Below are 13674 nucleotides of genomic sequence, written 5' to 3' on the forward strand. Positions count from 1 at the left end.
CAGTCCAGGAGATTCCGCAACCGTGGCTTCCACGAACGACCTCAAGAACGGCATGGTGCTCAAGCTCGAAGGCGGCCAGCTCTGGTCCGTCGTCGAGTTCCAGCACGTCAAGCCCGGCAAGGGACCGGCCTTCGTGCGCACCAAGCTCAAGAACGTCCTGTCCGGGAAGGTCGTCGACAAGACCTTCAACGCCGGCGTGAAGGTCGAGACGGCCACCGTCGACAAGCGTGACATGCAGTTCTCCTACATGGACGGCGACTACTTCGTCTTCATGGACATGGAGACCTACGACCAGCTGCACATCGAGCGCAAGGTCGTCGGCGACGCCGCGAACTTCCTGGTCGAGGGCTTCACGGCGACCGTGGCCCAGCACGAGGGCGAGGTGCTCTTCGTCGAGCTGCCGGCCGCTGTCGAGCTGACGATCGCCGAGACCGAGCCGGGCATCCAGGGCGACCGCTCCACCGGCGGCACCAAGCCCGCCACCCTGGAGACCGGTCACCAGATCCAGGTCCCGCTCTTCATCACCACCGGTGAGAAGATCAAGGTCGACACCCGCTCCAGCGACTACCTCGGCCGGGTGAACAGCTAACCGTGGCTGCCCGCAACACGGCCCGCAAGCGCGCCTTCCAGATCCTCTTCGAGGGCGACCAGCGCGGCGCCGACGTCCTGACGGTCCTCGCGGACTGGGTCCGGCTCTCCCGGACCGACACCCGGCAGCCGCCGGTGAGCGAGTACACGATGCAGCTGGTCGAGGGCTACGCGAAGCAAGCGCAGCGGATCGACGAGCTGATCGCGCAGTACTCGGTGGGCTGGACGCTGGACCGGATGCCGGTCGTCGACCGCAACATCCTGCGCTTGGGCGCCTACGAGCTGATCTGGGTCGACGAGACCCCGGACGCCGTCGTCCTGGACGAGATGGTGCAGCTGGCGAAGGAGTTCTCCACGGACGACTCGCCCTCGTTCGTGAACGGGCTCCTCGGCAGGCTGAAGGACCTCAAGCCCTCACTGCGCCGCGAGGACGGCTGACCGAAGGCCTCCCGCATCAAGACGCCGATGGGCCCGCAGCAGGCACGCTGCGGGCCCATCGGCGTCTCGGTGCGCCCCGGTGCGCCTCCCGCCGGTCCACCGGGAGGCGCACCGGGGGCCCGGGAGGCGCCCCCAACGCCGCCGGGGTGGCCGCAACCACTTGGTTCCGGCCACCCCGACGGTACGTTTCTGCTCAGGTCGGCAGCGCTCAGCTCTCCTCGTGGGAGACCGCGCGACGCGCGTCCGCGTCCAGCACGCCCCAGCTGATCAGCTGCTCGGTGAGGACCGACGGCGACTGGTCGTAGATGACGGCCAGCGTGCGCAGATCGTCCTGGCGGATGGAGAGGACCTTGCCGTTGTAGTCACCGCGCTGCGACTGGATCGTCGCCGCGTAGCGCTGCAGCGGGCCCGCCTTCTCCACCGGCACGTGGGCCAGGCGCTCCAAGTCGAGGACCAGCTTCGGCGGCGGCTCGGCGGCGCCGCCCGGGGTCGTGCCCGGGAGCAGCTCCTGCACCGGAACGCCGTAGAAGTCCGCCAGCTCGGCGAGGCGCTGCACGGTCACGGCGCGGTCGCCGCGCTCGTACGAGCCGACCACGACCGCCTTCCAGCGTCCCTGGCTCTTCTCCTCGACACCGTGGAGGGAAAGGCCCTGCTGGGTGCGGATGGCCCGGAGCTTGGCCCCGAGCTGTTTGGCGTATTCGCTGGACATATAGCTCCCCGGCACTGTGTCGACGCGGCGGGACTGTGTTCCTGCCGCGCGGCTGGTAACTCACTGTGAGGTTACGCAGCGTGATTCTCCTGCGTCAAGCCGAATGGTCCACACCGACGCTTCCGTGGCAGTGACACCTGATTGCGCCGGAGGAGTGAATCGATGCCCCTCAGGGGGGTAATCGGGTGTGTCGCTGCGGCCTGCTACCGTAGGTGGCGCAATCCCGACGTCCTTTAAGGTCCGTCCCGTGAGGCGGAGAAGGAGGTCCGTTTCGTATGGACAAGCAAACGACCGATGCGCGGCCCGTGCTCGAAGGCCCCGACATCGCGCGGGTTCTGACCCGCATCGCCCACGAGATCGTCGAGCGTGCCAAGGGCGCCGACGACGTGGTGCTCCTCGGCATTCCGACCCGGGGCGTCCACCTCGCCCAACGGCTCGCCGCCAAGCTGGAGCAGATCACCGAGCGCAAGGTCCCCTGCGGTTCCCTCGACATCACGATGTACCGCGACGACCTGCGCATGCACCCGCCGCGCGCCCTGGCCCGCACCGAGATCCCCGGCGACGACATCGACGGCAAGCTCGTCGTCCTCGTCGACGACGTGCTCTTCTCCGGCCGGACCATCCGCGCCGCCCTGGACGCCCTGAGCGACATCGGGCGCCCGCGCGCGGTCCAGCTCGCGGTCCTCGTCGACCGCGGCCACCGCGAACTGCCCATCCGCGCCGACTACGTCGGCAAGAACCTCCCCACGTCGCTGCGGGAGACGGTCAAGGTCCACCTCGCCGAGGAGGACGGTCGCGACACCGTACTGCTCGGCGCGAAGCCGGCCGCCCGGTAGCACGCCGGGCGCGGCACCGCACGGCCACCCGGTGTGCCGGGGCATGCGCCCGTCTGCCTCAAATCTCCCGATTGAACTGCCTTACGGAGCCTGACAGATGCAGCGTCATCTCATCTCGGCCGCCGACCTCACCCGTGACGACGCCGTCCTGATCCTCGACACCGCCGAGGAGATGGCCCGGGTCGCCGACCGGCCGATCAAGAAGCTGCCGACCCTGCGCGGCCGCACCGTCGTGAACCTCTTCTTCGAGGACTCCACCCGCACCCGGATCTCCTTCGAGGCAGCCGAGAAGCGGCTGTCCGCGGACGTCATCAACTTCACCGCCAAGGGGTCGAGCGTCTCCAAGGGCGAGTCCCTGAAGGACACGGCCCAGACCCTGGAGGCCATGGGGGTGGACGCCGTCGTCATCCGGCACGGCGCCTCCGGAGCCCCGTACACCCTGGCCAACTCCGGCTGGATCGACGCCGCCGTCATCAACGCCGGCGACGGCACCCACCAGCACCCCACCCAGGCCCTCCTGGACGCCTTCACCATGCGCCGCCGGCTGGTCGGCCGGGACGCCGGGACCGGCCAGGACCTGTCCGGCAAGCGGATCACCCTCGTCGGCGACGTCCTGCACAGCCGTGTCGCCCGCTCCAACGTCGACCTGCTGCACACCCTCGGTGCCGAGGTCACCCTGGTGGCCCCGCCCACCCTGCTGCCCGTCGGCGTCGGGGCCTGGCCCTGCCAGATCTCGTACGACCTCGACAGCACTCTGCCCAAGTCCGACGCGGTGATGATGCTCCGGGTCCAGCGCGAACGCATGAACGCCGCCTTCTTCCCGACCGAGCGTGAGTACTCCCGCCGCTACGGCCTCGACGGCGACCGTATGGCCCGGCTGCCCGAGCACGCCGTCGTCATGCACCCGGGCCCGATGGTGCGCGGGATGGAGATCACCGCCGACGTCGCCGACTCCGACCGCTGCACCGCGATCGAGCAGGTCGCCAACGGCGTCTCGATCCGGATGGCGGTCCTGTACCTGCTGCTCGGCGGCGCCGTGATCGAAGCGAAGAACGTACCCGCCGTCACCCCCACCCGTACCGAGGAGAAGTAAGAACCATGAGCAAGATCCTGATCCGTGGTGCGAAGGTGCTCGGCGGCGCGCCGCAGGACGTGCTGATCGACGGCGGGACCGTCGGGGCCGTCGGCACCGGGCTGTCCGCCGAGGGCGCCGAGGTCGTCGAGGCCGGCGGCAAGGTGCTGCTGCCGGGCCTGGTCGACCTGCACACCCACCTGCGCGAGCCGGGCCGCGAGGACTCCGAGACGGTCCTCACCGGCACCCGCGCGGCGGCCTCCGGCGGGTTCACCGCCGTGTTCGCCATGGCCAACACCTTCCCGGTCGCCGACACCGCCGGCGTCGTCGAGCAGGTCTGGCGGCTCGGCCGGGAGCACGGCTACTGCGACGTGCAGCCGATCGGCGCCGTCACCGTCGGCCTGGAGGGACACAAGCTCGCCGAGCTGGGCGCCATGCACGAGTCGGCCGCCGGTGTCACCGTCTTCTCCGACGACGGCAAGTGCGTCCACGACGCCGTGATCATGCGCCGGGCGCTGGAGTACGTGAAGGCCTTCAACGGTGTCGTCGCCCAGCACGCGCAGGAACCCCGCCTCACCGAGGGTGCCCAGATGAACGAGGGCGTGGTCTCCGCCGAGCTGGGCCTGGGCGGCTGGCCGGCCGTCGCGGAGGAGTCGATCATCGCGCGGGACGTGCTGCTCGCCGACCACGTCGGCTCCCGCGTCCACATCTGTCACCTGTCGACCGCGGGCAGCGTCGAGATCGTGCGCTGGGCCAAGTCCCGCGGCATCCAGGTGACCGCCGAGGTCACCCCCCACCACCTGCTCCTCACCGACGAGCTGGTGCGCACCTACAACCCGGTCTACAAGGTCAACCCGCCGCTGCGCACCGAGCGGGACGTGACGGCTCTGCGCGAGGCGCTCGCCGACGGCACGATCGACATCGTCGCCACCGACCACGCCCCGCACCCGCACGAGGACAAGGACTGCGAGTGGGCCGCCGCCGCGATGGGCATGGTCGGCCTGGAGACCGCGCTGTCCGTCGTCCAGGAGACCATGGTCGACACGGGCCTGCTGGACTGGGCCGGCGTCGCCGACCGCATGTCCGCCAAGCCCGCGCAGATCGGACAGGCCGCCGGGCACGGCCGTCCCGTCTCGGCAGGTGAGCCCGCCAACCTCGTTCTCGTCGACACGGCCTACCGTGGCCGGGTGGACCCCGCGGGCTTCGCCTCGCGCAGCCGCAACACCCCCTACCAGGGGCGTGAGCTGCCGGGCCGTGTCACGCACACCTGGCTGCGGGGCAAGGCCACGCTCGTCGACGGGAAGCTCACGTGACACCTGCAACACTGCTCGCGGCCGGATACGCGACCGGCTTCGCCGCGGAGAAGAAGTCGGCCGACGTGACCGACTGGGCCGCCCGGGCCGGCTGGGTCGTCGGCCTCGCCCTCTTCGTGATCCTCGTCTACTGGCTGATGCGCGAGGGCTGGAGGTGGCGCGGCACCCTCCAGGGTGACCTGCCGGAGCTGCCCGGCGCGCCGGACGAGCCGGGCGAGGCGAAACTGACCATGAGCGGCCGCTACCACGGCTCCACCACCGCCGGTCAGTGGCTGGACCGCATCGTGGCCCACGGTCTCGGCACCCGCAGCCGGGTCGAGCTCACCCTGACGGACGCGGGCCTGGACGTCGTACGCCCCGGAGCGGCCGACTTCTTCGTCCCCGCCGCCGCGCTGCGGGGAGCCCGGCTCGACAAGGGCATCGCGGGCAAGGTGCTCACCGAGGGCGGACTGCTGGTGGTGACCTGGGCGCACGGCGACAAGCTGATCGACTCCGGCTTCCGGTCCGACCGCGCGGCCGAGCACACCGAATGGGTCGACACCCTGAACCAGATGACCAACAAGACGGAAGGCGCGCGATGACGACCTCCACAAGGGGAACCGCCAGGGTTCCCGCGGTTCTCGTCCTGGAGGACGGCCGGGTGTTCCGTGGCCGTGCCTACGGGGCCGTGGGGGAGACCTTCGGCGAGGCCGTGTTCTCGACCGGGATGACCGGTTACCAGGAGACGCTGACCGATCCGTCGTACGACCGGCAGATCGTGGTGGCGACGGCGCCACAGATCGGCAACACCGGGTGGAACGACGAGGACGACGAGTCCCGCCGGATCTGGGTGTCGGGGTACGTCGTGCGTGACCCGTCGCGGATCGCGTCGAACTGGCGGGCCGGGCGGACGCTGGACGAGGAACTGGTGGGCCAGGGCGTGGTCGGTGTCAGCGGCATCGACACGCGTGCGCTGACGCGGCATCTGCGGGAGCGCGGTTCGATGCGGGCGGGCATCTTCTCGGGTGGGGCGATCGCGTCCGAGGCGGAGCTGGTGGCCCGGGTGCAGGCGCAGCCGCGCATGAAGGGGGCGAGCCTGTACGAGGAGGTGGCGACGCGGGAGGCCTACGTCGTCCCGGCGATCGGTGAGAAGCGGTTCACGGTCGCCGCCGTCGACCTGGGCATCAAGGGCATGACCCCGCACCGCATGGCCGAACGGGGCATCGAGGTGCACGTCCTGCCCGCCACCGTCACCGCCGACGAGCTCTACGCCGTCAACCCCGACGGGGTCTTCTTCTCCAACGGTCCCGGTGACCCGGCGACCGCCGACGGCCCCGTCGCCCTCATGACCGCCGTGCTGGAGCGCAGGACGCCCCTGTTCGGGATCTGTTTCGGCAACCAGGTCCTGGGGCGTGCGCTGGGCTTCGGCACCTACAAGCTGAAGTACGGTCATCGGGGTATCAACCAGCCGGTGCAGGACCGCACGACGGGGAAGGTCGAGGTCACCGCGCACAATCACGGGTTCGCCGTGGACGCGCCGTTGGACAAGGTCAGTGAGACCCGGTTCGGCCGTGCCGAGGTGTCGCACGTGTGCCTGAACGACGACGTCGTGGAGGGGCTGCGGCTGCTGGACCAGCCCGCCTTCTCCGTGCAGTACCACCCGGAGGCGGCGGCCGGTCCGCACGACGCCGCCTACCTCTTCGACCGCTTCGTCTCCCTGATGGAGGGCCAGCGTGCCTAAGCGCACCGATATCCAGTCCGTCCTGGTCATCGGCTCCGGCCCGATCGTCATCGGTCAGGCCGCCGAGTTCGACTACTCCGGTACGCAGGCGTGCCGGGTCCTCAAGGCCGAGGGCCTGAGGGTGATCCTCGTCAACTCCAACCCGGCGACGATCATGACCGACCCGGAGATCGCCGATGCCACCTACGTCGAGCCGATCACGCCGGAGTTCGTCGAGAAGATCATCGCCAAGGAGCGCCCGGACGCCCTGCTGCCGACACTGGGCGGGCAGACGGCGCTGAACACGGCGATCTCGCTGCACGACAGCGGAGCGCTGACGAAGTACGGCGTGGAGCTGATCGGCGCCAGGCCCGAGGCGATCCACAAGGGCGAGGACCGCGACCAGTTCAAGGAGGTCGTGGAGGAGGTCCGCCGCAAGACCGGCCACGGCGAGTCCGCCCGCTCGGTCATCTGCCACTCCATGGACGACGTCCTCAAGGGCGTCGAGACCCTCGGCGGCTACCCCGTGGTGGTCCGCCCGTCCTTCACCATGGGCGGTGCCGGCTCCGGCTTCGCCCACGACGAGGAGGAGCTGCGCCGCATCGCGGGGCAGGGCCTCACGCTGTCCCCGACCACCGAGGTGCTCCTGGAGGAGTCGATCCTCGGGTGGAAGGAGTACGAGCTGGAGCTGATGCGGGACAAGCACGACAACGTCGTGGTGGTCTGCTCGATCGAGAACTTCGACCCGATGGGCGTGCACACCGGTGACTCGATCACGGTGGCGCCGTCGATGACGCTGACCGACCGTGAGTACCAGATCCTGCGGGACATCGGCATCGCGGTGATCCGTGAGGTCGGTGTCGACACCGGTGGCTGCAACATCCAGTTCGCGGTGAACCCCGAGGACGGCCGGGTCATCGTCATCGAGATGAACCCGCGCGTCTCCCGCTCCTCCGCCCTCGCCTCGAAGGCGACGGGTTTCCCGATCGCCAAGATCGCGGCGAAGCTGGCCGTCGGCTACACCCTGGACGAGATCCCGAACGACATCACCCGGGAGACCCCGGCCTCGTTCGAGCCGACGCTGGACTACGTGGTCGTCAAGGCGCCGCGGTTCGCGTTCGAGAAGTTCCCGCAGGCCGACTCGACGCTGACCACCACGATGAAGTCGGTGGGTGAGGCGATGGCGATCGGCCGGAACTTCACCGAGGCCTTCCAGAAGGCGCTGCGGTCGCTGGAGAGGAAGGGCAGCCAGTTCACGTTCGTCGGCGAGACGGGCGACAAGGACGCCCTGCTGGCGGCGGCGGTGCGTCCCACCGACGGTCGGATCAACACCGTCATGCAGGCCGTTCGGGCGGGTGCCACGCCGGAGGAGGTCTTCGAGTCCACGAAGATCGACCCGTGGTTCGTGGACCAGCTGTTCCTGATCAAGGAGACCGCGGACGAACTGGCCGCCGCGCCGGAGCTCACCGCCGATCTGCTGGCCGAGGCGAAGCGGCACGGGTTCTCCGATCAGCAGATCGCCGAGATCCGCGGGCTGCGCGAGGACGTGGTCCGCGAGGTCCGGCACGCGCTGGGCATCCGCCCGGTCTACAAGACCGTCGACACCTGCGCGGCGGAGTTCGCCGCGAAGACGCCGTACTTCTACTCCTCCTACGACCAGGAGAGCGAGGTCGCCCCGCGCCAGAAGCCCGCGGTGATCATCCTGGGGTCCGGCCCGAACCGGATCGGGCAGGGCATCGAGTTCGACTACTCCTGCGTGCACGCCTCCTTCGCCCTCTCCGAGGCCGGGTACGAGACCGTGATGGTCAACTGCAACCCGGAGACCGTCTCCACCGACTACGACACCTCCGACCGGCTCTACTTCGAGCCGCTCACCCTGGAGGACGTGCTGGAGATCGTCCACGCCGAGCAGCAGGCCGGCCCGGTGGCGGGCGTGATCGTGCAGCTGGGCGGCCAGACCCCGCTGGGCCTGGCGCAGGCGCTCAAGGACAACGGGGTGCCGATCGTGGGCACCTCCCCGGAGGCGATCCACGCCGCCGAGGACCGCGGCGCCTTCGGCCGCGTCCTGGCGGGGGCGGGCCTGCCCGCACCGAAGCACGGCACGGCCACCACCTTCGCCGAGGCCAAGGCCATCGCCGACGAGATCGGCTACCCGGTCCTGGTCCGCCCCTCCTACGTGCTGGGCGGACGCGGCATGGAGATCGTCTACGACGAGAGCCGGCTGGCCGCCTACATCACCGAGTCCACCGAGATCAGCCCCACCCGGCCGGTCCTGGTCGACCGGTTCCTCGACGACGCCATCGAGATCGACGTCGACGCCCTCTACGACGGCCACGAGCTCTACCTCGGCGGCGTCATGGAACACATCGAGGAAGCCGGCATCCACTCCGGCGACTCCGCCTGCGCCCTGCCCCCCATCACCCTGGGCGGCTTCGACATCAAGCGCCTGCGCGCCTCCACCCAGGCCATCGCCGCCGGTGTCGGCGTGCGCGGCCTGATCAACATCCAGTTCGCGATGGCCGGGGACATCCTCTACGTGCTGGAGGCCAACCCGCGCGCCTCCCGCACCGTCCCCTTCACCTCCAAGGCCACCGCCGTGCCCCTGGCCAAGGCCGCCGCACGGATCTCGCTCGGCGCGACCATCGCCGACCTGCGCGCCGAGGGCCTGCTCCCGGCAAGCGGCGACGGCGGCGAGCTGCCCCTGGACGCACCGATCTCGGTCAAGGAAGCCGTGATGCCCTGGACCCGTTTCCGGGACACCTCGGGCCGCGGGGTGGACACCGTGCTCGGCCCGGAGATGCGCTCCACCGGCGAGGTCATGGGCATCGACTCCGTCTTCGGCACCGCCTATGCCAAGTCCCAGGCCGGCGCCTACGGCCCCCTGCCCACCAAGGGGCGCGCCTTCATCTCCGTCGCCAACCGCGACAAACGCTCGATGATCTTCCCCGCGCGTGAGCTGGTCGCCCACGGCTTCGAGCTGCTGGCCACCTCCGGGACCGCCGAGGTGCTCAAGCGCAACGGCATCAACGCCACCGTCGTCCGCAAACAGTCCGAGGGCCCCGGCCCCCACGGCGAACGGACCATCGTCCAGCTCATCCACGACGGTGAGGTCGACCTCATCGTCAACACCCCCTACGGCACCGGCGGCCGACTCGACGGCTACGACATCCGCACCGCCGCGGTCGCCCGCTCCGTGCCCTGCCTCACCACCGTCCAGGCCCTCGCCGCCGCGGTCCAGGGCATCGACGCCCTCAACCACGGCGACGTCGGCGTCCGCTCCCTCCAGGAACACGCCGAGCATCTGAACGCGGCCCGCGACTAGGGGGTGTTGGGAAAGTCCCGCACAGCACCCGCACCGGACTTTCGAAACACCCCCTGGCGGCCGACGAGAGGGACACCGCCGGACGGTGTCCCCCTCGTCATGGGCCCGAACCGGTCACCAGGTTTGTTGAGGACACACTGATGTACAAGATCTTCTTCCGTCTGTTCTTCCGGCAGATGGATCCCGAGCAGGCCCACCACCTGGCCTTCCGCTGGATCCGCGCGGTGGCCCGCGTCCCGGTGCTGCGCACGTTCGTCGCGGCCGTGCTGGCCCCCCGCCACCAGGAGCTGCGCACCGAGGCCCTGGGGCTGCGCATGCACGGGCCCTTCGGTCTCGCCGCCGGCTTCGACAAGAACGCCGTCGCCATCGACGGGATGTCGATGCTCGGCTTCGACCACGTCGAGATCGGCACGGTCACCGGGGAGCCCCAGCCGGGCAACCCCAAGAAGCGGCTCTTCCGCCTGGTGTCCGACCGCGCGCTGATCAACCGCATGGGCTTCAACAACGAGGGCTCGCTGGCCGTCGCCGCCCGCCTCGCCTCCCGCACGCCCGTGTTCAGGACGGTCGTCGGCGTCAACATCGGCAAGACCAAGGTCGTCCCCGAGGACGAGGCGGTCCACGACTACGTGAAGTCGGCCGAGCGGCTCGCACCCCACGCCGACTACCTGGTCGTCAACGTGTCGTCGCCGAACACGCCCGGCCTGCGGAACCTGCAGGCGGTCGACCACCTGCGCCCGCTGCTGACGGCCGTGCGCGAGGCCGCCGACCGCACGGTCACCACGCGCCGCGTGCCGCTGCTGGTGAAGATCGCGCCGGACCTCGCCGACGAGGACGTCGACGCCGTCGCCGACCTGGCCGTGGAACTCGGCCTGGACGGGATCATCGCCACGAACACCACCGTCGCGCGTGAGGGGCTCGGCCTGACCTCCCCGCCCGACCTGGTCGCGGAGACCGGGGGGCTCTCGGGCGCCCCGCTGAAGGAGCGTTCCCTGGAGGTCCTGCGCCGCCTGTACGCGCGCGTGGGCGACCGGATCACCCTCGTGGGCGTCGGCGGCATCGAGAACGCCGAGGACGCCTGGCAGCGCATTCTCGCCGGAGCGACGCTCGTCCAGGGCTACAGCGCCTTCATCTACGAGGGCCCCTTCTGGATGCGGGCCCTGCACGAGGGACTCGCCGCGCGCCTGCGCACCAGCCCGTACGCCACCCTCGCCGACGCCGTCGGCGCCGACGCAAGGAAGGCCGTATGACCCCCTCCGAGCCCTTCGGCGCCCGACTCCGCCGCGCCATGGACGAGCGCGGCCCCCTGTGCGTGGGCATCGACCCGCACGCGTCCCTGCTCGCGGAGTGGGGCCTGGACGACGACGTCGCCGGCCTGGAGCGGTTCAGCCGCACGGCCGTCGAGGCGGTCGCGGGCCGCGTCGCCGTGCTGAAGCCGCAGAGCGCCTTCTTCGAGCGGTTCGGCTCACGTGGCGTGGCCGTGCTGGAGAAGGCGGTCGAGGAGGCCCGGGCGGCCGGAGCGCTCGTCGTCATGGACGCCAAGCGCGGCGACATCGGCTCCACCATGGCCGCGTACGCGGAGGCCTTCCTGCACAAGGATTCCCCGCTCTTCTCGGACGCGCTCACCGTCTCCCCGTACCTCGGCTACGGCTCACTCCGCCCGGCCGTCGAGCTGGCCCGCAGGACCGGCACGGGCCTGTTCGTGCTGGCGCTGACCTCCAACCCGGAGGGCGGCGAGGTGCAGCACGCCGTGCGCGCGGACGGCAGGAGCGTCGGCGCGACCGTGCTGGCCCACCTGGCGGCCGAGAACGCGGGGGAGGAGCCCCTGGGCTCCTTCGGGGCCGTCGTGGGCGCCACACTCGGTGACCTGTCCTCCTACGACCTCGACGTCAACGGCCCGCTCCTGGCGCCCGGCATCGGGGCGCAGGGGGCGACCCCGGCGGACCTTCCGAAGGTCTTCGGCGCCGCGGTGCGCAACGTCGTGCCGAACGTCAGCCGGGGCGTGCTGCGGCACGGTCCCGACGTCGTCGCGCTGCGTGACGCCGCGGACCGCTTCGCGGAGGAGGTCCGGGCCGCGGTCGCCGGCGGCTGAGCCGTCCGGCGCGGCTGCCGGGGGACGCTTGGGACCTGATCTCGGCCGGTCTGGGTCTGGATACATTCTCAAATCAAGGGCAATATGTCTTAAATGTCCGGCCTGATGGAGGCTGACCAGGACTTTTCCTCTGTTCTCGCTGACTCTGGCGGACTTGACCGCTAGTCTCCGACGTGAGTGAGCGGGCAAGCGTGTTGCTCGTGGCTCCCCTGGTGTGGGGCGACTAGGTTCCTCACCGGTCCGTATCCGACAGTTCGACATCCGAGGTGACGTAGGCGTGGCTCTTCCGCCCCTTACCCCCGAACAGCGCGCAGCCGCGCTCGAAAAGGCCGCCGCGGCTCGCCGGGAGCGGGCCGAGGTCAAGAATCGACTCAAGCACTCCGGCGCCTCCCTGCACGAGGTCATCAAGCAGGGCCAGGAGAACGACGTCATCGGCAAGATGAAGGTCTCCGCCCTGCTCGAGTCCCTGCCGGGCGTGGGCAAGGTGCGCGCCAAGCAGATCATGGAGCGACTCGGCATCTCCGAGAGCCGTCGCGTGCGCGGCCTCGGTTCCAACCAGATCGCCTCCCTGGAGCGTGAGTTCGGCAGCACCGGCGCCTGATTCCGGGACCCTGCCGGGACGGGAGTCCCGGGCACTCCGGGATTGCTGGAATAATCGCTGCATGGCTGTAACACCCCGGGGGACGACCCCCGAGCCCCCGGACGTACGTCCGCGGCTGACCGTGCTCTCCGGCCCTTCGGGTGTCGGCAAGAGCACGGTCGTCGCCCATATGCGCAAGGCACACCCTGAACTCTGGCTCTCGGTGTCGGCGACGACCCGCAAGCCCCGTCCCGGCGAGAAGCACGGGGTCCACTACTTCTTCGTCACCGACGAGGAGATGGACAAGCTGATCGCCAACGGCGAGCTGCTGGAGTGGGCCGAGTTCGCCGGCAACCGCTACGGCACGCCGCGCGCGGCCGTGATCGAGCGGCTGGAGGCGGGTGAGCCGGTTCTGCTGGAGATCGATCTCCAGGGGGCCCGGCAGGTCCGCGAGTCCATGCCGGAGGCGCGGCTGGTGTTCCTGGCCCCGCCGTCCTGGGAGGAACTGGTGCGCAGGCTCACCGGCCGGGGGACCGAGCCGCCCGAGGTGATCCAGCATCGCCTGGACGCGGCGAAGGTCGAGCTGGCCGCCGAGCCCGAGTTCGACGAGACCCTGGTCAACACGTCGGTCGAGGACGTGGCGCGCGAGCTGCTAGCCTTGACGGACGTTGTGTGATCAAAACTGGTCACCCTGACTGTTTTTTCCCATCCATCGGAAGGTAGAGCGTGTCCTCTTCCATCTCCGCGCCCGAGGGCATCATCAACCCGCCGATCGACGAGCTCCTCGAGGCCACCGACTCGAAGTACAGCCTCGTGATCTACGCGGCCAAGCGGGCCCGCCAGATCAACGCGTACTACTCGCAGCTCGGCGAGGGCCTCCTCGAGTACGTCGGTCCGCTCGTGGACACGCACGTCCACGAGAAGCCGCTCTCGATCTCCCTGCGCGAGATCAACGCGGGGCTGCTGACCTCCGAGGCCATCGAGGGCCCGGGCCAGTAAGTCATATCTGCACACCGCAGTGGGTTTTT

Annotated in this window: 14 protein-coding genes; 13 read left to right on the forward strand and 1 reads right to left on the reverse strand. The window is 70.1% G+C overall.

Annotation, left to right across the window (positions count from 1 at the left end):
- Nucleotides 1-22 precede the first annotated feature (22 nt).
- Together efp and nusB are read left to right on the forward strand one after the other, a co-directional pair.
- Entirely contained in the window at nt 23-589 is a 567-nt protein-coding gene (gene efp / locus I3F54_RS16195) for an elongation factor P (protein ID WP_240119489.1), read from the forward strand.
- 2 nt (nt 590-591) lie between these two features.
- The gene (gene nusB, locus I3F54_RS16200; protein WP_240119490.1) at nt 592-1026 is read left to right on the forward strand and encodes a transcription antitermination factor NusB; all 435 of its coding nucleotides are present in this window, start codon (nt 592-594) and stop codon (nt 1024-1026) included.
- A 208-nt stretch (nt 1027-1234) separates the two neighbouring features.
- On the opposite strand, the gene bldD is transcribed toward nusB, so the two are convergent.
- Nucleotides 1235-1735 carry a transcriptional regulator BldD gene (bldD, locus tag I3F54_RS16205; RefSeq protein ID WP_009313753.1) on the reverse strand — a complete coding sequence of 167 codons (501 nt, stop codon included), beginning with the start codon at nt 1733-1735 and terminating at the stop codon, nt 1235-1237.
- Nucleotides 1736-2010: 275 nt separating this feature from the next.
- Here bldD and pyrR point away from each other — a divergent pair, with 275 nt between their 5' ends.
- The 11 genes from pyrR (at nt 2011) to rpoZ (ending at nt 13645) form a co-directional block, all read left to right on the forward strand.
- Nucleotides 2011-2571: a bifunctional pyr operon transcriptional regulator/uracil phosphoribosyltransferase PyrR gene (pyrR, locus tag I3F54_RS16210; RefSeq protein ID WP_240119491.1), complete on the forward strand. Its 561-nt coding sequence runs from the start codon at nt 2011-2013 to the stop codon at nt 2569-2571.
- Between the two features lie 97 nt (nt 2572-2668).
- A complete protein-coding gene (locus I3F54_RS16215) occupies nt 2669-3664 on the forward strand; it encodes an aspartate carbamoyltransferase catalytic subunit (RefSeq protein WP_240119492.1) in 996 nt (331 codons plus the stop codon).
- 5 nt (nt 3665-3669) lie between these two features.
- Nucleotides 3670-4956 (forward strand): dihydroorotase, encoded by a 1287-nt coding sequence (locus I3F54_RS16220; RefSeq protein ID WP_240119493.1) that lies wholly within the window; start codon nt 3670-3672, stop codon nt 4954-4956.
- Nucleotides 4953-5537, forward strand: a complete 585-nt coding sequence (locus tag I3F54_RS16225) for a hypothetical protein (protein ID WP_240119494.1) — start codon at nt 4953-4955, stop codon at nt 5535-5537. Before I3F54_RS16220 ends, I3F54_RS16225 begins: the two co-directional genes overlap by 4 nt.
- Nucleotides 5534-6676: a glutamine-hydrolyzing carbamoyl-phosphate synthase small subunit gene (gene carA / locus I3F54_RS16230; protein ID WP_240119495.1), complete on the forward strand. Its 1143-nt coding sequence runs from the start codon at nt 5534-5536 to the stop codon at nt 6674-6676. Before I3F54_RS16225 ends, carA begins: the two co-directional genes overlap by 4 nt.
- Nucleotides 6669-9977: a carbamoyl-phosphate synthase large subunit gene (gene carB / locus I3F54_RS16235; RefSeq protein ID WP_240119496.1), complete on the forward strand. Its 3309-nt coding sequence runs from the start codon at nt 6669-6671 to the stop codon at nt 9975-9977. The genes carA and carB overlap by 8 nt, the downstream gene beginning before the upstream one ends.
- A gap of 140 nt (nt 9978-10117) precedes the next feature.
- Nucleotides 10118-11224, forward strand: a complete 1107-nt coding sequence (locus I3F54_RS16240; protein WP_240119497.1) for a quinone-dependent dihydroorotate dehydrogenase — start codon at nt 10118-10120, stop codon at nt 11222-11224.
- A complete protein-coding gene (gene pyrF, locus I3F54_RS16245; protein ID WP_240119498.1) occupies nt 11221-12066 on the forward strand; it encodes an orotidine-5'-phosphate decarboxylase in 846 nt (281 codons plus the stop codon). Before I3F54_RS16240 ends, pyrF begins: the two co-directional genes overlap by 4 nt.
- A gap of 277 nt (nt 12067-12343) precedes the next feature.
- Nucleotides 12344-12667 (forward strand): integration host factor, encoded by a 324-nt coding sequence (locus I3F54_RS16250; RefSeq protein WP_026246651.1) that lies wholly within the window; start codon nt 12344-12346, stop codon nt 12665-12667.
- A gap of 61 nt (nt 12668-12728) precedes the next feature.
- Entirely contained in the window at nt 12729-13322 is a 594-nt protein-coding gene (gene gmk / locus I3F54_RS16255; protein WP_240119499.1) for a guanylate kinase, read from the forward strand.
- A 50-nt stretch (nt 13323-13372) separates the two neighbouring features.
- The gene (rpoZ, locus tag I3F54_RS16260) at nt 13373-13645 is read left to right on the forward strand and encodes a DNA-directed RNA polymerase subunit omega (protein ID WP_205385858.1); all 273 of its coding nucleotides are present in this window, start codon (nt 13373-13375) and stop codon (nt 13643-13645) included.
- Nucleotides 13646-13674: the final 29 nt, after the last annotated feature.

Origin of the sequence: Streptomyces sp. MUM 2J (assembly GCF_022414535.1) — a bacterium.
GTDB lineage: Bacteria > Actinomycetota > Actinomycetes > Streptomycetales > Streptomycetaceae > Streptomyces.

Bases quoted from the DNA above. Each gene is read 5' to 3' on its own strand.
- bldD (WP_009313753.1), bottom strand. From the start codon at position 1,735: ATGTCCAGCGAATACGCCAAACAGCTCGGGGCCAAGCTCCGGGCCATC.
- pyrR (WP_240119491.1), top strand. From the start codon at position 2,011: ATGGACAAGCAAACGACCGATGCGCGGCCCGTGCTCGAAGGCCCCGAC.
- I3F54_RS16220 (WP_240119493.1), top strand. From the start codon at position 3,670: ATGAGCAAGATCCTGATCCGTGGTGCGAAGGTGCTCGGCGGCGCGCCG.
- carA (WP_240119495.1), top strand. From the start codon at position 5,534: ATGACGACCTCCACAAGGGGAACCGCCAGGGTTCCCGCGGTTCTCGTC.
- gmk (WP_240119499.1), top strand. From the start codon at position 12,729: ATGGCTGTAACACCCCGGGGGACGACCCCCGAGCCCCCGGACGTACGT.
- I3F54_RS16215 (WP_240119492.1), top strand. From the start codon at position 2,669: ATGCAGCGTCATCTCATCTCGGCCGCCGACCTCACCCGTGACGACGCC.
- pyrF (WP_240119498.1), top strand. From the start codon at position 11,221: ATGACCCCCTCCGAGCCCTTCGGCGCCCGACTCCGCCGCGCCATGGAC.
- I3F54_RS16240 (WP_240119497.1), top strand. From the start codon at position 10,118: ATGTACAAGATCTTCTTCCGTCTGTTCTTCCGGCAGATGGATCCCGAG.